This window comes from Novosphingobium sp. HR1a (assembly GCF_015594425.1).
In the GTDB taxonomy this organism is placed as follows: Bacteria; Pseudomonadota; Alphaproteobacteria; order Sphingomonadales; family Sphingomonadaceae; genus Novosphingobium; species Novosphingobium resinovorum_A.
The window spans coordinates 93182-119943 of record NZ_JABXWS010000058.1 but is presented as its reverse complement, the minus strand read 5'-3'; the positions used below and the strand labels follow the sequence as shown (position 1 = coordinate 119943).

The window sequence follows — 26762 nt, the reverse complement described above, 5'->3', positions numbered from 1 at the left end:
GACGCCCGCTCCCGTTTCGGCCGCCGACCGCGCGGGGCGTGCCCGTGTCTCGGGCTTCGATGCGCTCAACGACGGCAACCTCGGCTCGGCGGCCTCGCAGTTCCAGCGCGCGCTTGGCGTCAACCGCCGCGATCCCGATGCGCTCGGCGGGCTGGGTCTCGTGCGGCTGCGCGAGGGGCAGTTCGCCGAAGCGGCCAGCCTGCTCGAACAGGCTTCGGCGAATGGCAAGGCGAGCCAGTGGGCCGAGGGCCTTTCCGCTGCGCGCTTCTTCGCCGGGGTGGACGAGACCAAGGGCCTGATTGCCCAGAACCGCCTCGCCGAAGCGCAGAGCCGCGCCGAACAGCTGGCGCGCTCGGGCTACAAGGAGCCCGGCCCGGCGCTCGAACTGCTGGCCGACGTCTACGAGCGCCAGGGCCGCTATGCCGACGCCGCCGACCTCTATCGTCAGGCCGCGCAGGGCGGTACGGCTGCCGACGACAAGCGCCTGCAGCTGCGCGCCGCGCGCGGCCGGGCGCTCGCCGCCGCCGAGCGCGGTGACGACTTCGGCGCCGTGCGCGAGTTCCAGCAGGGCCTCGTCATCGACCCCAGCGATCCGTGGATTCGCTACGAATTCGCCCAGTTCCAGATCGAGCGCGGCCGCGTGCCAGAAGCGGAATCGCTGATCCGCTCGCTGGCGACCAGCGGCAATGCCGACTCGCTCTATGCCGCCGCGCTGCTCAACAACGACCTCGGCCGGGCGAGCGAGGCCGACCGCCTCATCACCATGATCCCCGAGACGCAGCGCACCGCGCCGATGCGCAATCTTGCGCTCAGCGTGAAGACTGACGCCGCCATCGCCCGTGCCAAGGCCATGGCGGCCAGCGGGCAGGGCGCGCAGGCGGTGGGCGGGCTGCGCCAGCTCGGCGCGATGGCCTCGATCCCGGCGGGCAAGCAGGCCGCCGTCGCCAACGCGCTGTTCGACCTCGGCGATACGCAAGGCGCGGCCGAAGTCGCCGCCAACGCCGCGACCGGCCGCATCGACAACATCGCCGATTACGAGGGCCTGATCGGCGTCCTCACCCGCACCGGCCGCAGCGATCTGGCCCAGCAGGCACTCCAGCGCGCTTCGCAGCTGGCAGGTTCCAGCGCCGAGGGGCAGAAAGCGTACGCCCGCATCAGTGCGGGCATGATGGTCGGCCAGGCCGACGAGGCGCGCATGGGCGGACGCTATGCGGAGAGCTTCGACATTCTCCAGCAGGCCTATGCCGCCGCGCCGGACAATACCGAGATCATGTCCGGCCTTGCCCGGCTCTACCAGACCGGCGGGATGCCCGCGAAGGCGGCGCAGACCTACCAGCTGGTGCTGGCGCGCAAGCCCAACGACAAGGACGCGCTGCTCGGCCTTGCCGACACCGCACAGGGCGCGGGTGACCGCGACTTGTCGGAACAGGCCCAGAAGCAGGTGCTGCGGCTCTACGGGCAGGACTATCAGGTGCGCATGGGCCTTGCCAACGTCGAGCGCGCACGCGGCAACGACCGCGCGGCGGTGGCGCTGCTCAAGGACGCGCGTGCCCTCTACGCGCGCCAGAGCGGCGGCGTGGCGATGGGCGGCAATCCCTTCGCGGGCATGAGCACCGCAGGCGGCGCGAACCCGTTCCGGAACCAGATGCAGGCCGCACCGCAGCAGGTGAACCCGTTCGCGCTCGGCAGTGGCACGCGCCTTCCGCCCGCTTATCCGCAGCAGGCCCCGCAGAGCGGGTTCGGCTACGCGGCTCCCCAGCAGGCAAGCGCTTTCGGCGCCGCGCCGGTCGGGCTTGGAACGGGCCAGAGCGGCTTCGCCGGGTTCGCCGGAGCACAAGCGCCGCAGGCCTACGCGGCGCCGCAGGCAAACTACTCCGCCCCGGATCGCTACGCCTCGCCCAGCGGCAGCACCGCTCCGGCAGCGGCATGGGCCGCCCCGGCCAGCGCGCCGGGCTATGATGGCCCGCAAGTCCCGGTTGCCTACGCCGGCGATCCGGTGATGACGCAAATCCAGTCGCAGATCGATCAACTGGCGCAGGACACCGGCCCGCGCGTCGACGTCCAGACCGGCTATCGCGGCCGCTCGGGCGAGACCGGCCTCTCCAAACTCGACGAAATCAAGGGCTCGGCCAAGTTCTCGACCGGCGCCGCTGGTGGCCGCGTCTTCGCCAAGGCCGAGGCCGTGGTGATCGACGCGGGCCGCCCGACCGGTTCGGGCCTTGCGCGTTTCGGCCGCAACGCCACGCCGGAGGCGCAGGGCATCGTTGCGGCGCAGCCGTCCGCGCTGGTCAACGCGGATACCCAGAACGGTTCGGGCGTCGCGCTGTCGGCGGGCTACGAGAACGACTGGGTCCAGATCGAGGGCGGCACTACCCCCATCGGCATGGGCAAGACCAAGTTCGCAGGCCGCGCCGCCGTCACCCCCAAGCTGGGCCCGAACGTGCGCGCCACCGCCTTCGTCGAGCAGAAGCCGGTCACCGATTCCATCGTCTCCTACGCGGGCACTCGCGACCCCGTCACCGGCGAGCGCTGGGGACAGGTGATGCGCACGGCGGGCGGCCTCGGTCTGAGCTACGACGAGAACGGCTCGGGCGTCTATGCCGAGGCACGCTACTACCGCCTGCGCGGCGAGAACGTGGCGAACAACGATGGTATCGAGGCCAACGTCGGCGGCTATCTGGAAGCCTACAAGGGCCGCAATTCACGCGTCACCGTGGGCCTCAACGTGAACTATCAGGCCTACGACAAGAGCCAGAACTACTTCACGTTCGGCAACGGCGGCTACTTCAGCCCGCAGAACTTCATCTCGGTCGGCTTCCCGGTGAACTACACCATGCAGGACGCGCGCTGGGATGTGGCCGCCTCGTTTACCCCGGGCTTCCAGAGCTACAAGGAAGACCAGACGGCGATCTACCCGACTGACGATACCGCGCAGGCCGAACTCAACGCGCTCAAGGCCGAGAATTCGGACGTGCGTTCCTACTTCGACAGCCTGAGCAAGACCGGCTTCGCGCTTTCGGCGCAAGGGTCGCTCTATTACAAGATCACGCCCAATACCCGCATCGGCGGCGAACTGGGGTACAACACGTTCGGCAGTTATGACGAGTTCCGCTCCATCCTCGGGGTGCGGCAGAGCTTCGGGAGCACTGGTAAATGAAGATGCAGGCTTTTCCCCAGCCCCGCAGCGGGCCTTCGGACAATGCCGTCGGCGGCCTCGCGCTGCTGGCGATCGCCACCGCCTCGGAAGTGTCAGAGGGTATCCCCGAGGAACAGGCGCACGGCTTCTTCCTCGCCATCGGCCGCCGCATGGCCGCGCTGGAACCGCTCGACGGCGTGAACGACGCATCGGTGCTCTGCGCGCGGATCAACGCGTTCTGGCAGGCGCTGGACTGGGGCGAGATCGAACTGGCGGTCGGCCGCGAGGCCATCATCGTGCGCCACCGCGACCTGCCGACCGAGATCGCGCCCGACCGTGCGGGCCACTGGGCACGCATGCTGCTCGGCGTTCTGGAAGGGGCCTACGACAGCTGGTTCCGCGTCCTCGGCAGCGGACCGGCGCTGCGCACCACTGCGGAATGGAAGGGGGAGACGCTCGAGCTTCGTCATGGCCGCTGACTCTATTTTCCGGCCGAAGGTCGATCGTCGCACGTTTTCGCTGGGGGCGCTGATGGCCTTCACTGCCGCCTGCAATACCGCGCCCAGCCAGGGCCGGGCCCAGCAGGTCAACGACCCGTTATGGACCCAGTGGCGCGACCGCTTCGTCGCGCCCGAGGGCCGCGTGGTGGACACCGGTAACGGCCGCATCAGCCACTCCGAGGGCCAGAGCTACGGCATGATCCTGTCCCTGCGCGCCGGGGACCGCGAGGCTTTCGAACGCATCGCCAAGTGGACGCAGGACACGCTCGGGCGTGAGGACATGGCGCTCCATTCGTGGAAGTACGATCCGACGGCGGCAGTGCCTGTCTCCGATCCCAACAACGCGACGGACGGTGACCTCGTGATCGCGTGGGCTCTGGCGCTTGCCGGTCAGCGGTGGAAGCGCTCCGAGTGGAGCGACCGCGCGCGCGAGGTCCGCAAGGCAATCCGCGAGCACTGCGTGATATCGCGGTTCGGGCGCGAACTGCTGCTGCCCGGCGTCGTCGGGTTCGCGGAAGGGGCGCAAGTCATGCTCAACCCGTCGTACTTCGTGTGGCCCGCGCTCGACCAGTTCGCCAAGGCGGACGGCGCTGCGACATGGGGCGGTGTGGTCCGCGACTGCGAGGCGATCACCACGCTGGCGCGCTTCGGCATGCATTCCCTGCCGAGCGACTGGGTGGCGGTGAGCGGCTACAATGCCGTCGCCCCTGCGGTCGGCAAGCCGCCGCGCTTTGGTTACGACGCGATCCGTATTCCACTTTACGCTGCGGTCGGGGGGCGTTCCACTCTGGTGCAGCCGGTGGCCGACTGGTGGCGCTCGCGGATCGCGCAGCACCGCTCGATCCCGGCGTGGGTCGACGTGGTGACCGGCGAGGAGGCGAACTATGCGCTCTCCAGCGGCGGCGCGGCAATCGCGGCGCGGCTGATCGGATCGACTCCGCCGGTGGCGCTGGACAGCGATTACTTCAGCGCATCGTTGCAGATGCTGGCGCGGCTCTGAGGACCACCCCGTCCGGCTAGGCCCTTCGGGCCAAGCCTCCCAGCCCTCCCTCCTTCGACAAGCTCAGGATGAGCGGGAGGGCTGAACTACACTTTCTCCCCTCCCGCTTGCGGGAGGGGCCGGGGGTGGGCCTTCGGGCCTTCCGTCAAACCCGCTCCGCCCGGACCGCCAACAGCCCGAACAGGCTCAGCAACGCCGCGCCGGAAATGTAGAGGCCCACAAACAGCACGCCGCCGCTGTCGGCCAGCCCCTGCGCCACGGCGGGCGCGAAGCCGCCGCCGACGATGCCGCCCACGTTGAACGCGATCGAGGCTCCGGTGTAGCGCACCCGCGCCTTGAACAATCGGGGCAGCAGCTCTGCGATCGGGCCGTAGACCAGGCCCATGGTGAACAGCGCGACGCACAGGAACACGCCGATCACGAACAGCGATCCGGTCGAGAACATCAGCCCCATCACCGTGCCCAGCAGCACCGCGCAGAAGCACCCGAACATCAGCACCGAACGCGAGGAGCGCCTGTCGGCCGCATAGCCCGCAACGACGATGCCCACCGCCATGAACAGGATCGCGAACAACTGTACGCCAAGGAATTGCTGACGGCCGAAGCCCAGCGTCGCAGTGCCGTAGCCCAGTGCGAAGGTGGTCGCGAGATAGTAGAGCGCGAAGCAGGCGATCACCGCGAAAGTGCCCGCCACTGTCTCGCGCATGTGGGTGCGGAACAGCTCGACCACGGGGATGGCGCGGTGGTGGTCGTCTTCCTTCGCGAAGACCGGGCTTTCGGAAAGGCGGAAGCGGATCCACAGGCCGAGGCCGACGAGTACCGCGCTCAGCAGAAAGGGGATGCGCCAGCCCCAGGCGGCGAACTCCGCATCGCTCAGCACCGAACTGATCACGAGGAACAGCCCGTTGGCCGCGAAGAACCCGACCGGAGCGCCCAGCTGCGGGAACATGCCGAAGCGCGCCTCGTAGCCCTTGGGCGCGCTCTCCACCGCCAGCAGCGCCGCGCCGCCCCACTCGCCGCCAAGGCCCAGGCCCTGGCAGAAGCGCATCAGGCACAGCAGGGCAGGGGCGATCCAGCCCGCGCTCTCGTACGTCGGCAGCACGCCGATCAGTACCGTCGCCCCGCCCATCAGCAGCAGCGAGGCGACGAGCGTGGACTTGCGCCCCACGCGGTCGCCGAAATGGCCGAACAGCGTCGCCCCCACCGGCCGCGCGATGAAGGCGATGGCGAAGCTGGCATAAGCGGCAAGGTGCTGGACGGTCGCGGACTCGGCCGGGAAGAACAGCGGCCCGAAAACGAGCGCGGCGGCGGTCGCGTAGATGTAGAAGTCGTAGAACTCGACGGCGGTGCCCACGAGGCTCGCGGTCAGGACGCGGGCGTTCTGGCGGTAGACGTTCATGCTTCGTGGTGCTCCCCTCGCTCGGCGATCTCCTCTAGCGGGCCGGAACGCTCATGACGAGAGGGTCCGTCGTTCCGGCTTGCGCTCAGTTTTGCGCGGAGATCGCGTGGATCGGCAGCAGCGCCGCGCCCAGCGTGACCGGAGACCCGCGCAGCCCGGACACGCGCACCGGCGGGCCGCGCCCGTCCACGGTGGTCACCAGCGAGGCCGCGCGCAGGCGCGAGGCAAGACCCTCCAGCACGTGGCCGGGCACCGCACCCGCCAGCACGATCGCGCCGGGATCGAGCCAGGCGAAGGCGGTGTCGGCGACGACCTCCAACTGCCGCGCGGCGCGGTCCATCCATTGTTCTATCGCGGGGCGCTGGGCTTCGGAGGCAAGGTCGATCTCGCTCACCGAGGTCAGGTCGCAGCCGCTGGCGCGCAAGGTGGAAAGCAGGTCGAGCGGGCTCGGCCGCGGACGGTCGCCGGGGAACAGGCAGCCGACGTCCCCGGCCACGCCGAACTGGCCGCGTACCAGCCGCCCGTCGACGATGACCCCGGCGCCGATCCCGTAGCCGAGCAGCAGCACCACCACGGTCGAGAATTCGCGCAGCAGGCCGCCCATGTAGAACTCGGCGATGGCGGCGACATTGGCGTCGTTCTCCAGCCAGAGCGGCCAGCCCAGTTCGGCGCTCAGGATCTCGCGCAAGGGCGTGCCGCGCCAGCCGGGCATGTCCTCGACCACGCTCCACCGCTCGCCTTCCAGCGAGAGCGCCGGGCCGGGCACCGCCACGCCGATGCCGAGCATGCGCTGGCCGAGCAGTCCGTGTCGGTCGACAAGGTCGTGCGTCACGCGGCGGACGCGCTGCGCGAACTGGCGGGGGTCGATTGGCGCGCTGTCCTCGCGGTGGGTGGCGATGGTCTGGCCCGCGAAATCGACGATGGCGATGTCGAGCAGGCCCTTGTGCGCCGTGGCGCCCACCGCATAGCCGCCCTTCGACGCCAGCCGCAGCGGGATCGCAGGGCGTCCGCGCCCTTGCGCGCCGCCTTCGGTCACTTCCTCGATGAGGCCGAGCGTCAGCAGTTCGCGGGAGATGCGGGTGAGGGCGGTGTGGCTGATCTCCAGCCGCTCCGCCAGCGCCGAGCGCGACAGTGCGCCCGCCTTGCGCAGTTCATGAATGATGCGCCGCTGGTCGATATCGAATGCGGGAGTGGCCATGGCCGGGCGCCGTATGGTGTTTTATTTATTTTTACAACAATAATTAAAAACGTCACACAGCGCGTCCAGAGCGCCCCCGTCGCCGCCTCCCCGGCGATCCAGATTCATGAGGGGCCGTCATGCTCAAGTCCGTTCTCGCCACCGGCGCGGCGTTTGCCGCGCTCGCCACCGCCTTCACGCCCGCCTACGCCGACGAGGCGCCGGCTACCGCGCCCACCGCTTCGAACGAATCGACCGGCGATGACATCATCGTCACCGGCTCGACCCGCGCCGAGCGCCGCTTCGACGTGTCCTATGCGGTCAACACGATCTCGCAGGAAGATTTCGAGAAGATCGCCCCGGTCAACTTCGCGGACCTGATCGGCCAGCTTCCCGGCTTCCAGACCGAGATCACCGGCGGCGAAGTGCAGAACATCTACCGCATCCGCGGCCTGCCCAACGACGGCGGCTTCGTGAGCTTCCAGCAGGACGGCCTGCCGCTGTTCCACGAGAACGACGGCGTGTTTTTCCGCGGCGACGCCATCCTCAAGCAGGACCTGATGACCGACCACGTCGAAGTCGTGCGCGGCGGTCCGGCCCCGGTCTACGCCAGCTACTCGGGCGCGATCATCAACGCGATCACCGTGACCGGCGGCGAGGAAGCGCGCGGCAAGGCGCAAGTGACGCTGGGCGATATTGGCCTCTACCGCCTTGATGCCTATCAGGCGGGCAAGCTGGCCAAGGACACCTACTACGCGGTCGGTGGCTTCATGCGCTACCACGACGGCTACCGCGACAACGGCTTCCCCAACGACAAGGGCGGCCAGATCCGCGCCAACATCAAGCATGTGACCGATAACGGGTTCATCAAGCTGAACTTCAACTACGTCAACGATCACAACACGTTCTATCTGCCGATCCCGACCAACAATCCGCTGACCGGCGCGTCGCTGAACCAGTACATCGACTACTTCGACGGCACGATGAACTCGCCCGCCTTCCGCAACGTCAACCTCAAGTACCGTGACGGCAACGGCGTCGTGCAGAGCCGCAATTCCGATCTCTCGGACGGCCGCCACATGCAGATGGTGAACTTCGGCGCGCATTACGAAGGCGACTTCGACGGGTGGCTGGTGACCGCCGCTGCCGGTTACACGCAGGGCAAGAACGACTTCACCGCGTTCTACTCGACCACCAACCCGGCCGACGGCAACGCCTTCGCGGCAGGCTACCTCGCCCGCGCCACTACGGCTTTCGGCGCGGTCGACCACTTCGGCTACACGCTGGCGGGGACCAACACCGTCTATGATCCCTATGCCGCTTCCGGCCTCGTCATGCAGGGCCAGTACCGCGACATCCACTCGAAGTTCTATTCGGGTCAGGCCAACCTCTCGGTCGCACGCAAGTTCGACACCGGCTTCGGCACCCACGACATCAAGCTTGGCGTCTACGGCAGCCTCTATGGCGAGGACAGCCGCACCCTCTACCAGAACTACCTGATCGAAGTGTCCGGCAAGCCCCGCACGCTCGACCTCGTCGCGTACAACGCCGCCGGCTCCGAACTGGGCCGCGTCACCGACAACGGCGTGCTGAACTACGCCGCGACGCTCAACCAGGGCGACAGCGACGCCAAGATGTTCGCGCTCTACGCCAACGACACCTGGGAAATCGTGCCCGGGCTGCGCATCGACGGCGGCATTCGCCACGAACGCTACAGCTACAAGGGCTGGGCCGCGCTGACCGAAGCCGCGAACCTCGGTGACACCACCACGCTGGCCGACGACAGCACCCGCGCCTTCACCGGCGTGATCCTGAACCAGAAGCTCAAGCCCAATGTCACCAACTGGACGATCGGCGCGAATTACGACTTCTCCAGCCACATCGGCGTCTACGGCCGCGCCTCGCACCTCGAGACGCCGCCCAACGTCCAGACCGTGATGAGCATCAACCCGACGATCATCACCACCGTCGCCGACCAGTTCGAGGCGGGCCTCAAGCTGTCGATGGGCCGATCGTACCTTTACGTCACGGGCTTCTACACCAACTTCGACCCGCTCAACGCCTCATTCCTGGCCTACGATCCGACGACGGGCCGCAATGACGTGAACGTGCCCTTCATCGGCGAAGCGCAGGTCAAGGGCATCGAGTTCGACGGCGCCTGGAGCGTGACCCCGTGGTTCACCCTCAACGGCGCGCTGACCGTCAGCGATCCCAAGTACAAGAACTTCCAGAGCAGCACCGGCGCCGACCCGGAGCAGGCCGAGGGCAACCAGATCGTCCGCCAGCCGAAGGTCTACGGCAACATCCGTCCGAGCTTCGACTTCACCACGGGCGACACCGACGTGTCGATCTATGGCCGCTACACCTACATGGGCAAGCGCTTCGTCGATCTCTACAACAACACTGCGCTGCCCGCTTACGGCACGGTGGGCGCGGGCGTGACGGTGAAGCACGGCACGTGGCAGTTGCAGGTCGTCGGCGACAACCTGTTCAACGCCCACGGCCTGACCGAAGGCAATACCCGCACCGACTCGCTGGCAGGCCAGGGCAGCGCCGAGGCGATCTACGGGCGCCCGATCTTCGGCCGCAACTTCCGCCTCGTCATCGGCAAGTCCTGGTAAGGGCGGGGTAATGCGGAAAGGTCCGGCGCGCATGGCAGCGGTTGCCGTTGCTGCGGCACTCTCGCTCACGACGGTCTGCGCCCATGCGCAGGCCGTCAGGGACACGGTGACGGAGAGCCTGTCGCAGCGGTTGTTCCCGTTGTTCGACGCGCTGGGCCGCGATCCTGCGGCGCTCAATGCGCTGCAGGCTCGCCCCGAAGTAGCCGCGATGCTGCGCGCCCGGTTCGACCGGCGGGCGGCCTGCGGCACCGACCTCGGCTGCGTGGCGCAGGCGATGGTCTGGACTGACGGAGAGGCGCAAGTCCTCGCCGCTGCCGCCTCCGGAAAGGCCGCGGACGACGGCCCCGCCGCGCAGGCCGGGCGCGAGATCGCGGGCATCAACACGATCGTGCGCACGTATGGTCTGGGTCAGGTGCCGCCGTACCCCGGCATCGACGGTGCCGGCATGGTCGACCCGCAGGAGGCCCGCTCGCGCCTGCAGGCGGCGACATGGCTGTCGCAGACGGTGCGTGCGAATTCGGTGCAGGCGCTCGATCCCAGCCTGGACTATGCGCTGGCGCTGCTCGATGCCGCGGACCGCCGCGATGCCATCAGTTACGAGCCGCTCACCGGCGACCTCAACGCCCCGGCCTTCAGGCGCGCAAAGGGCCTCGACTGGAAGCGCTACCGCTACAGCGCACTGATCGTCACCGGCGTCGGGCCTGAGGTCGCGGGCATGCCGCTCAGCCCTTACGGCAAGTACCACGTGCGCCTCGCCGCCCAGCGCTTCGCGGCAGGCGACGCGCCGTTCCTGATCCTCACCGGTGGCCATGCCCACCCGCGCGCCACCGCCTTCGCCGAAGCCGAGGAAATGCGCCGCGCCCTGATCGAGCGCTACGGCGTCCCCGCCGAGGCCATCGTCATCGAACCGCATGCGCGCCACACCACCACCAACTTGCGCAATGCCTCGCGCGTGCTGATGGCCATGGGCGCCCCGCTGGACAAGGACACGCTGATCGTCTGCAACCCGGACCAGAGCGCGATGATCGAGAACCCCGAATTTGCGGCGCGCAACAACCGCGAACTGGGCTATCAGCCTGGCGCCATCGGTGCGCGCGTCTCACCGACCGATCTGGAATTTCGCCCATCCGCCCTTTCTGCGCGCGTGGACCCGCGCGATCCGCTGGATCCCTGATCGGAGCCGTTCCCCATGCGTAACATCCTCCTCGCCACCATCGCCGCACTCGGCCTCAGTCCCACTGCCGCACTGGCCTGGGGCGGCACTGCCCACACCGTCATCGACCGCGCCGCGATCGAGGCCATCCCCGAGGACGGCCCGGTGTTCCTGCGCAAGTACGAGGACTATATCGGTGCCTCCTCGCTGCTCCCCGACAGCTGGCGGGGCAACTCCGAGAACTTCTCCAAGATCGAGGAAGACCCCAACCATGGCTGGTTCCGCGAGCAATTCACGTTCCTCAAACCCATCCCCCGCTCGCGCTACGAGTTCGTGATCGCGCTCTACAAGCAGTACGAGAAGATCAAGGACAGCGATCCCGAAACCGCCGCGCGCACCAATGTGCGCTGGACCGGCACGCTGCCTTATGCCGCGATCGAGGCCTATGACCGCATCGTCGTGTGCATGCGCCGCATCCGCGCGGCGAACGCGGAAGGCAAGGACGCCTCCGTGGCCGAGCAGAACTGCGCTTTCGACGTCATCCGCCTCGGCCATTACATCGGCGACGGGGCCAACCCGATGCACGATTCGGTCAGCAGCGATGGCTGGCGTGGGCCGAACCCGCATGGCTACACGACCGACCGCACCGTCCACGGCCGCTTCGAGAGCCAGTTCGTCGACGGCATGAAGCTGACGGTGGCCGACATCGCCCCGCGTATCGGCAAGCCCGGCCGGACCTCGGGCGACATGTTTGACGCGGTGCTGGCCTATCTCGACCACTCGGGCGACAAGGTGGGCGAGGTCTTCGCGCTGGAAAAGCGCGCTCAGTTCGCCGACTTCACCGACCAGCGCGTGCGCGAGATGGTCTATGAACGCACGGCTGCGGGGGCGACGATGCTGCGCGACATGCTCTGCCGCGCCTGGGCCGAGAGCGCCGCGCCTCCGGCCAAGGTCGAACCTTCGTCGATCGACTTCGCCAACCCGAAGTTCAACCCGGAAACCGGCTCGGCGCCCGATTGAACTTTCCGATCCAGCGCGGCGCGTACCCGGGCGTGCCGCGCGTGGCCGATGTCGAAGCGGCGTAGCAGGACGACGGCGGACAAGGCTCCCACTAGCGGCACTCCCAGTCCCAGCGCCAGCATGCCGGTTTCGACCGAAGTGCCTTGGTGCTCTCCGGGCACGTAGCCCAACCAACCCAGCGACCACCCGATCAACGCCGTCGCCGCCGCGCCGCTGGCCTTCACCGCGACGAGGTAGAAGGCGAAGAGACCCGTCTCCAGTCGCCGCCCATGGCGCAGCGCCACGAAGTCCACCGCGTTGGCCAGCAGCCCCCAGGGCAGCATGAACACCGAGGCGAGGCCGAAGCCGATCACCGCCACACAGGCCAGCAGGGCATCGGGACGATCCAGGCACAGGGCGAACAGCACGAAGCCCACCGCGCTGACGCCGTGGCCCATCGCCAGCACCCGCGCCTGATCCATCCGCGCCGTCAGGGCGGTCCAGAACAGCACCCCGGCAAACTGTCCGCAGGTCATCGCCAGCAGCAGCGTGGCGACCAGATCGGGCCGCTCGACCACGTATGTGCCGATGAACAGGATCATCCGCCCGAACGTCGGCATCGCGAAGCCGGTGACGAGCGCCAGAAGGCCCATGCCCAGCACCAGCGGATCGCGCAGCGGCACGCGGATGGCGTCCTGTCCGGCGGCATCCGCTGACGTCCCGGCCTGGCGCCCCGAGGTCGCGACGCACAGGATCATGGTCAGCGCGAAAAGCCCTGCAGCGAATGCTCCGGTCACCGCCAGCGCATCGAAGGCGCGGCTGCGCGCGGCATGCTGCACGAGCGGGGTCAGCACCATCGCCACGCAAAGCGAACTGGCGGTGCTGAACAACAGCCGATAGCCGGATACGCGCCCGCGCGCCCGGCTGTCGCTGGTCATCTGCGCCATAAGCGCGTTGTGCGGCACGTCGATCACCGCGTAGGCGCCGCGAAACACCAGCATCGCCGCTGCCAGCAGCCAGCCCTGATGGAGACCGGAAGCAGGCATGGCGTAGAGCATCGCGAAGGCCATGCCGCAGGGCACCGTGCCGGTCGCGACCAGCCAGCGATAGCCGCGCCCCTTGCGCCGCAGCCGGATCACCAGCGCGGCCGCGACCAGATCGAACACGAGGTCGCCCGCCAGCGCGACCAGCATCAGCGACCCGGCCGCCGTCGCGCTCAGGCCGAGCAGGTCGGTCAGCAGGAACAGGATCGTCATGTCCGCCCCGGCAAAGACCAGCGCCTTGCCGAAATTCCCCGAGGAATAGGCGAACAGCCGCGCCTCACGCGCGATGACGGCCAGAGTGTGGCCTGGGTTGGGCATGGAACCGGCCGCTAGCGGCGGATCATGACGGCTGTGCGACACAGGGCCGTGTTAGGGGCCGTTCAACAAAAGAGAAGGGCCGCCATCCCGGTGGATGGCGGCCCTTTCCGGTATCGATCCTCGCGCCGGAGTTAGCGGCTGGCGAGTTCCTTGTTCAGCCACAGGGCCAGCAGGGTCGCCAGCGCGCCCGAGAGCAGGTAGCCGCCCGAGGCGATCAGGCCGAAGTGGGTGGAGAGCAGCAGCGCCGCCAGCGGGGCGAAGCCGGCGCCGAACAGCCAGGCAAGGTCGCTGGTGAGCGCCGAGCCGGTGTAGCGGTGATCGGTCGGGAAAGCCGAGGCGACGACGCCCGAGGACTGGCCGAACGACAGACCCAGCAGGATGAAGCCGCCGATCATGAAGACCAGCTCACCGGCCGTACCTCCGTCGAGCAGCTGCGGCGCGAAGCCGCTGAACACCGCGATGCCGACGGCGCAAGTGCCGAGCAGGGTGCGGCGGCCGTAACGGTCGGCGAGGCGGCCCGAGAACAGCACGGCGACGAGGCCGAAGACGGCGGCCAGCACTTCGATCAGCAGGAAGCGGGTCGGCGCTTCCTTGGTGAAGAGGAACACCCACGAGAGCGGGAACACGGTGACCATGTGGAACATCGCGAAGCTGGCGAGCGGGGCGAAGGCGCCGATCAGGACGGTGCGGCCTTCCTTGCTCACGGTGCCCATGACGCTGACGGGCTGCAGGTCGCGGCTTTCGAACAGGGTCTGGAATTCCTCGGTGACGACGATGCGCAGGCGCGCGAAGAGCGCCACGACGTTGATCGCGAGCGCCACGAAGAACGGATAGCGCCAGCCCCACTCCAGGAAGTCGGCGGCGGGCAGCACGGCGATCATGTAGGCGAACAGCGCGCTGGCGACGATGAGGCCGAACGGCGCACCGAGCTGCGGCACCATCGCCCACCAGCCACGGCGGTTTTCCGGGGCGTTGAGCGCGAGCAGCGAAGCCAGGCCGTCCCAGGTGCCGCCGAGCGCGAAGCCCTGCGCGATGCGGAAGATCGCCAGCAGCCAGATTGCGGTGGCGCCCATGGTCTCATAGGTCGGCAGGAAGGCGATCGCGGCAGTGGAGCCGCCGAGACCGAACAGCGCGATCGTCAGCTTGACGCCGCGGCCGTAGGCACGGTCGAGCGCCATGAAGAACAGCGAACCGAACGGGCGCGCGATGAAGGCCAGCGCGAAGATCGCGAAGCTGTAGAGCGTGCCGGTCAGCGGATCGACGAAGGGGAAGAACAGCTTCGGGAACACCAGCACCGAGGCGATGGCGTAGACGAAGAAGTCGAAGAATTCCGAGGTACGGCCGATGATCACGCCGATCGCGATCTCGCCGGGCGAAATCGCGTGGTGCGGCTTGAACGTCGGCAGGCCGAGTTCCTCGCGGGTCGGGGTCGTGGTTGTGCTCATCTGGCGTATCTCGGCCTTCGTCTGGTATAACACGGGAATAAGCGAGAGTCCCGCCCGTCCGCGAATCGCACCGGCGCGACGGACGCGCGGCTTCACAATTGGCCGCCCTATTGTATCTGAAACGCCGTAAGGGGATTGGACAAAATGTCCTATGTTCGCATCCGCAGCACGGGCCTAGGCGACGCGCCATGCAACCGCCCGAGTCACGTCTGAACCCGCCCGGCCGTCGTTTCGGCCCGTTCCGTAACCGCGCGATGCGCGTCGTGGGCGCCCTCGGGCTGACCGCTGCGCTGTCGGCGTGCAACACCCTCGTGCTCAAGCCGTCGGGCGATGTTGCACAGCAGCAGGGCGACCTCGTGGTCGTCGCGACGCTGCTGATGCTGCTCATCGTCGTGCCGGTGATGCTGGCGGTGGTGATCTTCGCGTGGCGCTACCGCGCCAACAACAAGGACGCGAAGTACGAGCCGGACTGGGATCACTCGACCCAGCTCGAGCTGATGATCTGGGCCGCGCCGCTGCTCATCATCATCTGCCTTGGTGCCGTGACCTGGACCAGCACCCACCTTCTCGATCCCTACCGGACCATCGGCCGCATCGACGCCCAGACCCAGGTTTCGCAGGATGCGAAGCCTCTCGAGGTCGAAGTCGTCGCGCTCGACTGGAAGTGGCTGTTCATCTACCCCGAGCAGGGCGTTGCCACCGTCAACGAACTGGTCGTGCCGAGCGGCCGCCCGCTGAACTTCAAGATCACTTCCGCGAACGTCATGAACTCGTTCTACGTTCCGGCGATGGCGGGCCAGATCTACGCGATGCCGGGCATGGAAACGCGCCTGCACGCGGTGATGAACTCGAACGTCGAGTCGGTCGGCTTCTCGGCCAACTACTCGGGCGCGGGCTTCACCCATATGCGCTTCAAGATGCGGTCGGTTTCGGACGCGGACTTCGCCAAGTGGGTCGGTGACGTGAAGACCACCGGCACCAGGCCGCAGCCTGCGGGCGACGTGATCGCCGCCGAATCGTTCACCGGCGTTCCCGCAAAGCAGATGGGCGGCACCCTCGACCGCGCGGCCTACCTCGAACTCGAGAAGCCGACGCAGAAGGTTCCGGCGATCCGCTTCGCCAATGTCGATCCCAAGCTCTATGACGCCGTCGTCAACATGTGCGTCCAGCCGGGCAAGATGTGCATGAGCGAGATGATGGCTCTCGACGCGCGCGGTGGTCTGGGCAAGGCGGGCATCCGCAACGTGCAGATGCTGTCGTACGACAAGGACGGCCGCGACAGCGCGGTTGCCGAGAGCGCGAACCCGACCGATGCGGTCAAGCGCGAACTGGCCTGGGTCCGTGCGCTGTGCGAGCAGATGCCCGGTCAGGTGCGCGACGGTTCCGTCAAGGCGCCTTCCGACCTTCGCTCGCTGAACGGCGCCGGAATCCCCGCGCCGCAGTCGATCGGCTTCGGCGGTGAGGACGCGCCCGCCGCGTCTTCGCCGAAGCCCGCTCACATTTCCCTGAATTCGCGGAACTGACACTCATGGCCATCGAAGCCGAAGCCCATAACCACTGGAGCCCGCTACTCGGGCGCCTGTGGCTGGATGCCATCCCGCAGGAGCCGATCGTGCTCGCGACTTTCGTGGTCGTGATGCTCGGCGGCGCCGCGCTCGTCGCGGGCCTGACCTACTTCAAGCTCTGGGGCTATCTCTGGAAGGAGTGGTTCACCAGCGTCGATCACAAGAAGATCGGCATCATGTACATGATCCTGGGCCTCATCATGTTCCTGCGCGGCTTTGCCGACGCGATCATGATGCGCGCCCAGCAGGCGATGGCGTTCAACGGCAACGACGGTTACCTCAACGCCCACCACTACGACCAGGTCTTCACCGCGCACGGTGTGATCATGATCTTCTTCGTGGCGATGCCTTTCGTCACGGGCCTCATGAACTACATCGTGCCGCTGCAGATCGGTGCGCGTGACGTCAGCTTCCCGTTCCTGAACAACTTCAGCTTCTGGATGACCACCGCCGGTGCGGTGCTCACCATGATGTCGCTGTTCGTGGGTGAGTTCGCGCAGACCGGCTGGCTGGCTTATCCGCCGCTGTCGAACCTGGCGTACAGCCCGTGGGTCGGCGTCGACTACTACATCTGGTCCCTGCAGATCGCGGGTGTCGGCACGCTGCTTTCGGGCGTCAACCTGGTGTGCACCATCGTCAAGATGCGCGCGCCCGGCATGACCATGATGCGCATGCCGGTGTTCACCTGGACCTCGCTGTGCACCAACATCCTGATCGTCGCCGCCTTCCCGGTGCTGACGGCGGTGATGACGATGCTGACCGTCGACCGCTACCTCGGCTTCAACTTCTTCTCGAACGACTTCGGCGGCTCGCCGATGATGTACGTGAACCTGATCTGGATCTGGGGCCATCCCGAGGTCTACATCCTCATCCTGCCGCTGTTCGGCGTGTTCTCGGAAGTCGTCTCGACCTTCTCGGGCAAGCGCCTGTTCGGCTACTCGTCGATGGTCTACGCCACGCTGGTCATCACCATCCTGTCGTACCTCGTGTGGCTGCACCACTTCTTCACGATGGGTTCGGGCGCGAGCGTCAACTCGTTCTTCGGCATCACCACCATGGTGATCTCGATCCCGACCGGCGCGAAGCTGTTCAACTGGCTGTTCACGATGTACCGCGGCCGTATCCGCTACGAACTGCCGATGATGTGGACCGTCGCGTTCATGCTGACCTTCACGGTCGGCGGCATGACCGGCGTGTTGCTCGCGGTGCCGCCTGCGGACTTCGTGCTGCACAACTCGCTGTTCCTGATCGCGCACTTCCATAACGTGATCATCGGCGGCGTGCTGTTCGGCATCTTCGCGGCGATCAACTTCTGGTGGCCCAAGGCCTTCGGCTTCAAGCTCAACCAGTTCTGGGGCAAGGTCAGCTTCTGGCTGTGGGTTCCCGGCTTCTGGTTCGCCTTCATGCCGCTCTATATCCTCGGCCTGATGGGCGTGACCCGCCGCATGCGCGTGTTCGACGATCCGTCGATCCAGATCTGGTTCGTCATCGCCGCTTTTGGCGCCGTGATGATCGCCGGTGGCATCGGCGCCATGCTGGTCCAGTTCGCCGTCTCCATCTGGAAGCGCGAGGAACTGAAGGACGAGACGGGCGATCCGTGGAACGGCCGTACGCTGGAGTGGTCGACCTCGTCGCCGCCGCCGGAGTACAACTTCGCCTTCACGCCGCTGGTCCACGACCTCGACGCCTGGGACGACATGAAGCGCTGCGGCGTCCAGCGCCCGACTTCCGGCTTCCGTCCGATCCACATGCCCAGCGGCACGGGGACCGGCCTGATCCTGGCGGGTCTGTCGACGGCGCTCGGCTTCGCGATGATCTGGTACATCTGGTGGCTTGCGGCGGTCTCGTTCGCTGGGATCATCGGCTATGCGATCTTCCATACGTTCAACTACAAGCGGGACTACCACATCCCCGTCGAGACGGTCGAAGCGACCGAGGCGGAACGCACCCGCCAGCTCGCCGCCGCGGGAGCCTGAGACATGACCGCTACGACCGCACCGACCCACGATCTCGATCAGGCGCAGCTTCAGGCCGCGTTCTACGACCTGAACGAGCATGACCACCCCGAAGGCGGCAGCACCATGCTGGGCTTCTGGGTCTACCTGATGAGCGACTGTCTCATCTTCGCCATGCTCTTTGCGGCATACGGCGTGCTGGGCGGCAGCCTGGCCGCCGGGCCGGGGCCGAAGGACCTGTTTGAGCTGCCGCTGGTGGCGCTCAACACCGCCATGCTGCTGTTCTCGTCGATCACTTACGGCTTCGCCATGCTGGCCATGGAGAAGAACAACAAGGGCGCGACGCAAGCCTGGCTGCTGGTCACCGCCGTGTTCGGCGCCTGCTTCCTCGGCATCGAACTCTACGAGTTCAGCAACCTCATCCACGAGGGTGCGACGCCGATGCGCTCGGGCTTCCTCACCGCGTTCTTCTCGCTGGTGGGCACCCACGGTCTGCACGTCACCTTCGGCCTGATCTGGCTGTTCACGCTGGTGGTGCAGGTCGGCAAGAAGGGCCTGATCCCGGCCAACAAGCGCCGCCTCATGTGCCTGTCGCTGTTCTGGCACTTCCTCGACGTCATCTGGATCGGCGTCTTCACCTTCGTCTACCTGATGGGAATGCTGTGATGGCGAACGAACACGCCCACCCCAACCCCGCCGCGCACGATCACCACGACGAGCACGGCGCGAGCCATGGCTCGATGCGCGAGTACGTCGTCGGCTTCCTGCTGTCGGTCGTGCTCACCGCGATCCCGTTCTGGCTGGTGATGACGGGCGCGATCCCCGACAAGCAGACCACCGCGCTGGTCATCATGGCTTTCGCCGTGGTGCAGATCGTGGTCCACATGATCTACTTCCTGCACATGAACACCAAGTCGGAGAACGGCTGGACGGTCATGGCGCTGATTTTCACGATCGTTCTGGTCATCATCACGCTGTCCGGTTCGCTGTGGGTCATGTTCCACCTCAACACCAACATGATGCCGATGAGCGTCCACGACATGGGCCAGCTGCCCTGACCGAGGACCGCACAACGGCGGCAAAAGGAGCGCGGCGGCCCATCGGGCTTGCCGCGCTTCTGCTAGTGGCCTTCGCGATGTTCGTGGGCCTGGGCATCTGGCAGATCCAGCGGATGCACTGGAAGCACGCGCTGATCGCCCGCGTCGATGCGCGCGTCCATGCCGCTCCACAGGCGCTGCCGGTGGACGGCAGGCTCGGCCCCGATCTCGAATATCTTCGCGTCCGCGTCTCGGGAGTCTATGACGGGCCTGCGACCGCACTGGTGCGGGCCGCCACGGAACGCGGAACAGGCTACTGGACGATGACGCCGCTGCGCCTCGAAGACGGCAGGCTCCTGTGGATCAACCGCGGCTTCGTGCCCGCCAGGACCACCCGCGCCGCCGCCGGAGCCTCGGCGCCTGCGGGCAAGGTGTCGATCGTCGGCCTGCTGCGCCTGCCCGAGCCCAGGGGCAGCATCCTGCAGTCCAACGCCCCGCAGGACGATCGCTGGTACTCGCGCGATACCGCCGCACTGGCGCAGGCGCGCAAGGTGGGCGCCGTCTCCCCCGCCTTCGTCGATGTGCAAGTGGAGCAGGCGAGCACCGCGCCTGCGCTCAAGCCCGTACCCGGCCTCACCCAGATCACGTTCCCCGACAGCCATCTCAGCTATGCCCTGACCTGGTTCGCGATGGCGGCGCTGTCGCTGGTCGCGCTCGCCTATACATGGCGCCGGGCGTGATCGAGCGCCTGGCGGCGCTGTTCGCGCCGCCGGAGGTGCCGGGCAGTACGCCGAGCCGTTCCAGCGTCGTCCTGCTCACCCAGCTGCGCTGGACGGCGGTGTTCGGGCAGCTGGCCACCATCGTCGTGGTCTCTGCCGTGCTCAAGGTCCGCCTGCCGCTGGCGCCGCTGCTGCTGGCGCCGCTGCTGCTGATCGTCATCAACCTGACCATCGCGCGGGTCGTGCTGCAGCGCGAATCGTTCACCCAGCGCGAGATGTTCTCGGCGCTGATGATCGACGTCGTCGCGCTGTGCTGGCAGCTTTACTACTCGGGTGGGGCGACAAACCCGTTCACCTTCCTGTTCCTCCTCCAGATCGTCATCGGCGCGATCATCCTGGAGGCGCGCTGGAGCTGGCTCGTCGCGCTCAACGCCTGCCTGTGCATGGCGCTGCTGACCTTCTTCTACGAGCCGCTGCAGCTGCCCGATCGCTTGGCGGGCGATCACTTCCACCTCTACATCTACGGCAGCCTGTTCTGCTTCGTGCTGGCCGCCGTGCTGCTGATCGTCTTCGTCGTGCGGCTCGACCGCAACCGGCGCGAAAGCGATGCGCGCCTCGCCGCCTACTACCAGCAGGCTGCGGAGGAGGACCACATCATCCGCATGGGCCTGCTCGCCTCTGGCGCGGCGCATGAACTGGGCACGCCGCTCTCGTCGATCTCGGTGATTCTGGGCGACTGGAGCCACGAGCCGACGATCAGGGACGACCCCGACATGGCCGCCGACCTTGCCGACGTGCGCCGCGAGCTGGAGCGCTGCAAGACGATCGTATCGGGCATCCTGATGTCGGCGGGCGAAGTGCGCGGCGTCGATCCGGCGGTGACCACCGTGCGCGGCTTCATCGACGATCTCGCCGAGGAATGGCGCACCCGCATCCCCGGCGAACTGCGCGTGATCGACCGCATGGCGGGTGACGTCGAGATCATCGCCGATCCGGGCCTGCGCCAGATCGTCGGCAACGTCATCGACAACGCCATCGAGGTCTCGCCCGACCTCGTGCTGATCGAGGTCTGGCTGGAAGGGGAGGGCGCCGCACGGCAGGTCATGCTGACCGTAAGCGACCGCGGCCCCGGCTTCGCGCCCGAAGTGCTGCGCCGCATCGGCCAGCCCTATATCTCGACCAAGGGGCGCGACGGGGGCGGGCTCGGCCTGTTCCTCGTCGTCAACGTGATCCGCAAGCTGGGCGGCGCGGTCTCGGTGGAGAACCGTGAAACCGGCGGTGCGAGCGTGCAACTGGCGATCCCCCTCGCTACACTGGCGCTCGAAGAACAAGAACAACGGCAGGAGAAGCAATGACCGACACTCCCTCCGCCATCGGCGCGACGGGCGCCAGCCTGCTCATCGTCGAGGACGACCCCACTTTCGCGCGAACCCTGCGCCGCTCTTTCGAACGACGCGGCTACCGCGTCGCCTCCGCTGCAAGCCCCGAAGAGGCCGAGGCGCTGTTCCTGGCGGACAGCTTCGAGTTCGCGGTGGTGGACCTGAAACTCGGCGCGGGTTCCGGCCTCACCGTGGTCGAGGCGCTTCATGCCCATGCGCCGCAGACGCGCATCGTCGTGCTGACCGGCTACGCCAGCATCGCCACCGCCGTCGAGGCGATCAAGCTGGGCGCCTCGCACTACCTCGCCAAGCCCTCCAACACCGACGACATCGAGGCGGCCTTCGCGTCGCTGCGCGGCGATGCCAGCGTGCCGGTGGAGGGCCGCAAGACCTCGATCAAGACGCTGGAGTGGGAGTACATCCACCAGACGCTGGTGGAGTGCGAATTCAACATCTCCGAAACCGCGCGCCGCCTCGGCCTCCACCGCCGCACGCTGGCGCGCAAGCTCGAGAAGCGGCAGGTTTGACACCTTCGACAAGCTCAGGGTGAGCGGAGGTAGCGTAAACCTCCAACCCCGCTCAGGCTGAGCCTGTCGAAGCCCCTGCAGTTTCCCGCGAGCCGCCAATACGCTATACAACCCACGAGAAGCCCCCGGTGATCGGAAACCATGTCCAGCTGTGATCTTTGCGTCGTCCGCAACCGGGCGATCTGTGCCGCGCTCGACGCCGGCGAACTCAATGCGCTCAATGCGATCGGGCGCACGCGCAAGCTGACCGCCGGGGAATCGATCATCTGGGAGGGCGAGGATTCGGTCCTCGTCGCCAATGTCATCGACGGTGTGCTCAAGCTCTCCACCAACACCGAGGACGGGCGCGAGCAGATCGTCGGCGTGGTCTATCCTTCCGACTTCATCGGACGCCCGTTCGGCGGCACCACCGGGCACGGTGTCACGGCGCTGACCGACGCCAGCGTCTGCGTGTTCTCCCGCCGCGACTTCGACGCCTTCGCGCGCGAGCATCCGGCGCTGGAGCACAAGCTGCTCGAACGCACGCTGGGCGAACTGGACCGCACGCGCCGCTGGATGCTGCTGCTCGGCCGCAAGTCGGCGGCGGAGAAGATGGCGAGCTTCCTCGTCGAGATGACCGAACGGCTCGGCGGCGCCGGCTGCCGGATCGATTTCGAGCATCCGGGGCGGCGCATCCTGACCCTGCCGTTCTCGCGCCAGCAGATCGCCGACGTGCTGGGCCTGACGATCGAAACCGTCAGCCGCCAGTTCACCCGGCTCAAGAACGAGGGCGTGATCGACCTGCCCTCGCGCCGCGAAGTGACGATCCTTGATTTCGACACGCTGGTCGCCGAGGCAGGGTAACGGTTCGTCCCTGTTACCGGCTCGCGGGAAACCATGGCGAGGCGGCGGCGTTGCCACTGGCATGTTTCATTCGCCCATCGTGCCGGGCTCCCTTGGCGCTCACCCGCACTACGGCCTGTTCAGTCGGCACACGGCCGTGCTGTTCGTGCGCAATGCCGTGGCCTCGTGCCTGTGCTTCGCGATCGACATGGCGCTGATCTGGCTGATGGTCTCGCAGCTTGGCATCGACAAGTTCGTGGCGGTGACGGTGGGGTTCCTCTTCGCCAACTCGCTGAATTACGGCCTTGCACGGGTCTGGGTGTTTCGGGAGAGCGATCGCGGGATCTTCACCGGCTATGTCTACTACCTCACCAACGCGCTGGTGGGGCTGGCGGTGATCCTCGGCGGCTTCGCGCTGCTGACGACGGTGTTCGATGCGCATTATCTGCTCGCGCGGGTGATCGTCTCGCTGTGTTCGGGCACGCTGGTGTTCATCCTGAACGCGACGCTGAACTTCCACGAAGTGTGAATGGGTAGGATGCGGGAACGCCGTCACCCAACACCGTCATCCCAGCGAAGGCTGGGACCGCTGGCCGAGTAAAGCCCAACCCTCGGCAGGGCGTTTGAACGATAGTTGGCCGTAACAGGCCAGCGGTCCCAGCTTTCGCTGGGATGACGATGTCGTTCGTGCAGCGGGGTCACGCAAAAATACCCGCTGGCGAGTGCGGGCCATTACGCCGGGGAAATCAACGCATCCGAAGTGAACATCGGGTCGGCGTCGGGAGCGTCCTCACCGGGACGCGGGGTTTTGTTTTCCGTGAAGCTCTGGCGAGCGGCCGGGTAACTCACGGTGCAGCCCGGCTCGACCTGTATTCCATCGGAAAGTCCCATGTGGCCGTCGTTAGGGTTCGCAGCGTTATCGGCCGAAGGCTATCCGGGATGGCCGTCCCAAGTCCTGCCGTGTGTCGCAGGAACGTATGGACGGCGTTTCCGGTAGCGCAGAGACAGTCCGGGTCTTCGAACGGACGCGTGGGTTGCGCGATCGCGGCTGAAACCGCATCCCGGCCCACGACGCCGACCCGATACACCGGAGCGACGTGATCATTCGCCGCTCCGGATGCTGGGCTATATAACCCATGTGGTTATATTTGTCAAGGACGAGCGCGCTCAGAACCGGTACGACAGGCCCGCGCTCAGCACCCACGGGTCGAGGTCGTGCTTCGTTTCCAGCACCTTCGCCCCATCGGCATAGAAGCTGGCGGTCGGCTTGATGAAGTACTTCTTGGCATCGAGCGTCACGCCGTAGCCGCTCTGGCCGAGCGCGATGTCCACGCCCGCCTGCAGCGCGACGCCGAAGGAATTGGACATCTTCACCTTGTCCACGCCGAGCGCCTGCGCGGTGGCGCCGGGCTTTTCGTCGAACACGAAGAACAGCGCGGGGCCGGCGCCGACATAAGGCTTGATCGGGGTGCCGGTGTCGAGGTGGTACTTGGCGGTCACGGTCGCGGGCAGGATCAGCACGTGATCGACAAGCCGCGTGCCCGCAAGGTCCGCCGCACCGCCCACGTGATGTTGGGTGAAGCAGCAGATCGTCTCGACCGAGACGGCCTTGGTGAAGAAATACTCGACCGCGAGGGTGGGCACGACGTTGTCGTTCGCCTTCGCGTCGACGTCGGTGACGCCCATGCCGGTGAGCGTGGTGGCAAGGCCCGAATCGATCGACTTGACCTTGTCGATCCCGCCGTCCGGCAGCACTGCCGTGCCCAGCACCTTGACCTGAAACCTGCCGTCCGGGCTTCCGGCCATCGCGGGCGTGGTGAAGGCAGTGGCCGCAAGCGCGGCGGCGAGCAGGGTGATCTTGCGCATATCGCTGTCTTTCGAATGACCGCCGGGGCTGCACCATGCATGTCCCCCCTCTTGAGCGGCCCTTGCGGTTTGCGCTTCATGCAACCGGGATGAATTGATCGGGCGCAAGTCGGGGAGAATTTTGCTGTCGCCCCGTCGTCCCGGACCTGATCCGGGACCGGTGGCTGTCTTTAGGCGCGTGCTGCCCGGCGGGGGCTTCGACAAGCTCAGCCTGAGCGGGACTGATAACCTCTCCTCTCAACACCGCTCAGGCTGAGCTTGTCGAAGCCCCTGCTGCGCGCACCGCGAGGCGGGCCGTTCACGGCCAGCGGTCCCGGATCAGGTCCGGAACGACGAGGGTTTTTGATCCCCGTCAATGCGACTCCCGGCTCCAGCGCCCAAGGCGGACCCTGATCAGCAACTCATCTCGAAAAGAGACAGCTTATGGTTTCGGTGCTGGCGCGGGCAGGCGTGTGGCTTGCCGTGCTCTTCCTTGCCGTGATGGCCTCCGCGCTGGCGGTGGATCAGGGCTTCGCCATCCACATGGGGATCGTCGCCATCGCGGCGATGACCGCCTTGTGGTTCACCTTGCGCGGCGCCGACTACGACGGCATCGCCCGCGGCGTGCTGCGCTTCCCCGATCAGGGCCGCTATGACGACGACCCGATCCGCTGGGGCATGATCGCCACGGTGTTCTGGGGCATGGCGGGCTTCCTCGCGGGCGTGTTCATCGCCGCGCAGCTGACCTGGCCCTGGCTCAATCTGGAGCCCTACCTCAACTTCGGCCGGGTGCGTCCGCTGCACACGTCGGCGGTGATCTTCGCGTTCGGCGGCAATGCCCTGATCGCGACGAGCTTCTACGTCGTCCAGCGCACCTGCCGCGCGCGGCTGGCCTTCCCCGGCCTCGCCCGCTTCGTGTTCTGGGGCTACCAGCTGTTCATCGTGCTGGCCGCCACCGGCTACCTCCTCGGCATCAGCGAGGGCAAGGAATACGCCGAGCCCGAATGGTACGTCGACTGGTGGCTGACCATCGTGTGGGTCTGCTACCTCGCGGTCTTCGTCGGCACGATCGTCAGGCGCTCCGAGCCGCACATCTACGTCGCCAACTGGTTCTACCTTGCCTTCATCGTCACCGTGGCGATGCTGCACGTGGTCAACAACCTCGACCTGCCTGTCAGCCTGCTGGGCTCCAAGAGCTACCCGCTGTTCGCGGGCGTGCAGGGGGCGCTGGTGCAGTGGTGGTACGGCCACAATGCGGTGGGCTTCTTCCTGACCGCCGGCTTCCTGGCCATGATGTACTACTTCGTGCCCAAGCAGGCCGAGCGGCCGGTCTATTCCTACCGACTGTCGATCATCCACTTCTGGTCGCTGATCTTCCTCTACATCTGGGCGGGGCCGCACCACCTGCACTACACCGCGCTGCCCGACTGGGCGCAGACGCTGGGCATGGTGTTCTCGATCATGCTGTGGATGCCGAGCTGGGGCGGCATGATCAACGGCCTGATGACGCTCAACGGCGCCTGGGACAGGGTCCGCACCGATCCGATCATCCGCATGATGGTGATGGCGCTGGCCTTCTACGGCATGAGCACCTTCGAAGGCCCGGTGATGAGCATCAAGAGCGTCAACTCGCTCTCGCACTATACCGACTGGACGATCGGCCACGTCCACTCCGGCGCGCTGGGCTGGAACGGGATGATCACCTTCGGCGCGATCTACTACCTCGTGCCGCGCCTGTGGGGCCGGGAGCGGCTCTACTCGCTGCGCATGGTGAACTGGCACTTCTGGCTCGCGACGCTGGGGATCGTGTTCTACGCCGCCAGCATGTGGGTGGCGGGCATCACCCAAGGCCTGATGTGGCGCGAATACGGGGCCGACGGCTACCTCGTGAACTCCTTCGCAGACTCCGTGGCGGCGCTCCATCCGATGTATGCGCTGCGCGCCTTCGGCGGCGCGCTCTACCTCGCAGGCGGGGTCATCATGACGGTCAACGTCTGGGCCACGATCCTCGGCAAGCTGCGTGAGGAAAAGCCCCTGCGCGATGCCGCCTACGACGCGGCGCAGGATCGTCCGATTTCTGGCCGCCCGATCCTCGCGAACTGACGACGAACAGGGACAAGAA

General features: G+C 66.9%; 20 protein-coding genes and 1 pseudogene. 16 read left to right on the top strand and 5 right to left on the bottom strand.

The window, feature by feature from the left end; translation table 11 throughout:
* The 3 genes from HWN72_RS15850 to HWN72_RS15840 all read left to right on the top strand — a co-directional run.
* Positions 1–3157 (top strand): cellulose biosynthesis protein BcsC (locus tag HWN72_RS15850; protein ID WP_211150686.1); only part of this gene is annotated, 3157 nt, incomplete at its 5' end.
* Entirely contained in the window at positions 3154–3615 is a 462-nt protein-coding gene (bcsD, locus tag HWN72_RS15845) for a cellulose biosynthesis protein BcsD (RefSeq protein ID WP_008831190.1), read from the top strand. The genes HWN72_RS15850 and bcsD, both read left to right, overlap by 4 nt.
* Complete coding sequence (locus HWN72_RS15840; RefSeq protein ID WP_211150685.1) at positions 3605–4636, top strand: glycosyl hydrolase family 8; 1032 nt, start codon at positions 3605–3607, stop codon at positions 4634–4636. Before bcsD ends, HWN72_RS15840 begins: the two co-directional genes overlap by 11 nt.
* A 145-nt stretch (positions 4637–4781) precedes the next feature.
* Here the strand turns inward: HWN72_RS15840 and HWN72_RS15835 are convergent, their stop codons facing one another.
* Complete coding sequence (locus HWN72_RS15835; protein ID WP_211150684.1) at positions 4782–6035, bottom strand: MFS transporter; 1254 nt, start codon at positions 6033–6035, stop codon at positions 4782–4784.
* Between the two features lie 85 nt (positions 6036–6120).
* On the bottom strand, positions 6121–7233 hold the full coding sequence (locus tag HWN72_RS15830; RefSeq protein WP_211150683.1) for an ROK family transcriptional regulator: 1113 nt from the start codon (positions 7231–7233) through the stop codon (positions 6121–6123).
* Positions 7234–7352: 119 nt separating this feature from the next.
* Here HWN72_RS15830 and HWN72_RS15825 point away from each other — a divergent pair, with 119 nt between their 5' ends.
* The 3 genes from HWN72_RS15825 to HWN72_RS31130 are packed head-to-tail and all read left to right on the top strand — an operon-like array spanning position 7353 to position 12006.
* Positions 7353–9833: a TonB-dependent receptor gene (locus tag HWN72_RS15825; RefSeq protein ID WP_211150682.1), complete on the top strand. Its 2481-nt coding sequence runs from the start codon at positions 7353–7355 to the stop codon at positions 9831–9833.
* A gap of 10 nt (positions 9834–9843) precedes the next feature.
* Entirely contained in the window at positions 9844–11007 is a 1164-nt protein-coding gene (locus HWN72_RS15820; RefSeq protein ID WP_211150681.1) for a YdcF family protein, read from the top strand.
* Positions 11008–11022: 15 nt separating this feature from the next.
* Positions 11023–12006 carry a nuclease gene (locus HWN72_RS31130; protein WP_248006047.1) on the top strand — a complete coding sequence of 328 codons (984 nt, stop codon included), beginning with the start codon at positions 11023–11025 and terminating at the stop codon, positions 12004–12006.
* Between the two features lie 56 nt (positions 12007–12062).
* Here the strand turns inward: HWN72_RS31130 and HWN72_RS15815 are convergent.
* Positions 12063–13346 (bottom strand): annotated as a pseudogene (locus tag HWN72_RS15815) (MFS transporter); the annotation flags it as partial.
* A gap of 131 nt (positions 13347–13477) precedes the next feature.
* On the bottom strand, positions 13478–14791 hold the full coding sequence (locus tag HWN72_RS15810; RefSeq protein WP_069708547.1) for an MFS transporter: 1314 nt from the start codon (positions 14789–14791) through the stop codon (positions 13478–13480).
* Between the two features lie 188 nt (positions 14792–14979).
* On the opposite strand from HWN72_RS15810, the gene cyoA reads away from it, so the two are divergent.
* The 9 genes from cyoA to HWN72_RS15765 all read left to right on the top strand — a co-directional run bounded on the left by cyoA (position 14980) and on the right by HWN72_RS15765 (position 23324).
* Entirely contained in the window at positions 14980–16314 is a 1335-nt protein-coding gene (cyoA, locus tag HWN72_RS15805) for a ubiquinol oxidase subunit II (protein WP_211150679.1), read from the top strand.
* 5 nt (positions 16315–16319) lie between these two features.
* Positions 16320–18332 (top strand): cytochrome o ubiquinol oxidase subunit I, encoded by a 2013-nt coding sequence (gene cyoB, locus HWN72_RS15800; RefSeq protein ID WP_211150678.1) that lies wholly within the window; start codon positions 16320–16322, stop codon positions 18330–18332.
* Positions 18333–18335: 3 nt separating this feature from the next.
* Positions 18336–18977: a cytochrome o ubiquinol oxidase subunit III gene (gene cyoC / locus HWN72_RS15795; RefSeq protein ID WP_069708545.1), complete on the top strand. Its 642-nt coding sequence runs from the start codon at positions 18336–18338 to the stop codon at positions 18975–18977.
* Entirely contained in the window at positions 18977–19369 is a 393-nt protein-coding gene (gene cyoD / locus HWN72_RS15790) for a cytochrome o ubiquinol oxidase subunit IV (protein WP_008831373.1), read from the top strand. The genes cyoC and cyoD overlap by 1 nt, the downstream gene beginning before the upstream one ends.
* A 65-nt stretch (positions 19370–19434) precedes the next feature.
* Positions 19435–20088: an SURF1 family protein gene (locus HWN72_RS15785; RefSeq protein ID WP_309141574.1), complete on the top strand. Its 654-nt coding sequence runs from the start codon at positions 19435–19437 to the stop codon at positions 20086–20088.
* Positions 20073–21422, top strand: coding sequence for an ATP-binding protein (locus tag HWN72_RS15780; RefSeq protein WP_008831371.1), 1350 nt, complete (start codon positions 20073–20075; stop codon positions 21420–21422). The genes HWN72_RS15785 and HWN72_RS15780 overlap by 16 nt, the downstream gene beginning before the upstream one ends.
* On the top strand, positions 21419–21973 hold the full coding sequence (locus HWN72_RS15775) for a response regulator transcription factor (RefSeq protein ID WP_069708543.1): 555 nt from the start codon (positions 21419–21421) through the stop codon (positions 21971–21973). The genes HWN72_RS15780 and HWN72_RS15775 overlap by 4 nt, the downstream gene beginning before the upstream one ends.
* Before the next feature lie 141 nt (positions 21974–22114).
* Positions 22115–22816, top strand: a complete 702-nt coding sequence (locus HWN72_RS15770; protein WP_008831369.1) for a Crp/Fnr family transcriptional regulator — start codon at positions 22115–22117, stop codon at positions 22814–22816.
* A gap of 61 nt (positions 22817–22877) precedes the next feature.
* A complete protein-coding gene (locus HWN72_RS15765; protein ID WP_008831368.1) occupies positions 22878–23324 on the top strand; it encodes a GtrA family protein in 447 nt (148 codons plus the stop codon).
* A 638-nt stretch (positions 23325–23962) separates the two neighbouring features.
* Here HWN72_RS15765 and HWN72_RS15760 read toward each other — a convergent pair.
* Entirely contained in the window at positions 23963–24661 is a 699-nt protein-coding gene (locus tag HWN72_RS15760; RefSeq protein ID WP_008828425.1) for an OmpW family protein, read from the bottom strand.
* Positions 24662–25084: 423 nt separating this feature from the next.
* Here HWN72_RS15760 and ccoN point away from each other — a divergent pair, with 423 nt between their 5' ends.
* Positions 25085–26743, top strand: coding sequence for a cytochrome-c oxidase, cbb3-type subunit I (ccoN, locus tag HWN72_RS15755; protein ID WP_211150677.1), 1659 nt, complete (start codon positions 25085–25087; stop codon positions 26741–26743).
* Positions 26744–26762 lie beyond the last annotated feature (19 nt).

Excerpts from the sequence above, each read along its gene's own strand:
- HWN72_RS15765 (WP_008831368.1), top strand. The coding sequence starts at position 22,878 with ATGTTTCATTCGCCCATCGTGCCGGGCTCCCTTGGCGCTCACCCGCAC.
- HWN72_RS15840 (WP_211150685.1), top strand. The coding sequence starts at position 3,605 with ATGGCCGCTGACTCTATTTTCCGGCCGAAGGTCGATCGTCGCACGTTT.
- HWN72_RS15760 (WP_008828425.1), bottom strand. The coding sequence starts at position 24,661 with ATGCGCAAGATCACCCTGCTCGCCGCCGCGCTTGCGGCCACTGCCTTC.
- HWN72_RS15780 (WP_008831371.1), top strand. The coding sequence starts at position 20,073 with ATGGCGCCGGGCGTGATCGAGCGCCTGGCGGCGCTGTTCGCGCCGCCG.
- HWN72_RS15810 (WP_069708547.1), bottom strand. The coding sequence starts at position 14,791 with ATGAGCACAACCACGACCCCGACCCGCGAGGAACTCGGCCTGCCGACG.
- HWN72_RS15825 (WP_211150682.1), top strand. The coding sequence starts at position 7,353 with ATGCTCAAGTCCGTTCTCGCCACCGGCGCGGCGTTTGCCGCGCTCGCC.
- HWN72_RS15770 (WP_008831369.1), top strand. The coding sequence starts at position 22,115 with ATGTCCAGCTGTGATCTTTGCGTCGTCCGCAACCGGGCGATCTGTGCC.
- cyoD (WP_008831373.1), top strand. The coding sequence starts at position 18,977 with ATGGCGAACGAACACGCCCACCCCAACCCCGCCGCGCACGATCACCAC.
- HWN72_RS31130 (WP_248006047.1), top strand. The coding sequence starts at position 11,023 with ATGCGTAACATCCTCCTCGCCACCATCGCCGCACTCGGCCTCAGTCCC.
- HWN72_RS15835 (WP_211150684.1), bottom strand. The coding sequence starts at position 6,035 with ATGAACGTCTACCGCCAGAACGCCCGCGTCCTGACCGCGAGCCTCGTG.
- ccoN (WP_211150677.1), top strand. The coding sequence starts at position 25,085 with ATGGTTTCGGTGCTGGCGCGGGCAGGCGTGTGGCTTGCCGTGCTCTTC.
- HWN72_RS15830 (WP_211150683.1), bottom strand. The coding sequence starts at position 7,233 with ATGGCCACTCCCGCATTCGATATCGACCAGCGGCGCATCATTCATGAA.
- cyoA (WP_211150679.1), top strand. The coding sequence starts at position 14,980 with ATGCAACCGCCCGAGTCACGTCTGAACCCGCCCGGCCGTCGTTTCGGC.
- HWN72_RS15820 (WP_211150681.1), top strand. The coding sequence starts at position 9,844 with ATGCGGAAAGGTCCGGCGCGCATGGCAGCGGTTGCCGTTGCTGCGGCA.
- bcsD (WP_008831190.1), top strand. The coding sequence starts at position 3,154 with ATGAAGATGCAGGCTTTTCCCCAGCCCCGCAGCGGGCCTTCGGACAAT.
- cyoB (WP_211150678.1), top strand. The coding sequence starts at position 16,320 with ATGGCCATCGAAGCCGAAGCCCATAACCACTGGAGCCCGCTACTCGGG.
- HWN72_RS15775 (WP_069708543.1), top strand. The coding sequence starts at position 21,419 with ATGACCGACACTCCCTCCGCCATCGGCGCGACGGGCGCCAGCCTGCTC.
- cyoC (WP_069708545.1), top strand. The coding sequence starts at position 18,336 with ATGACCGCTACGACCGCACCGACCCACGATCTCGATCAGGCGCAGCTT.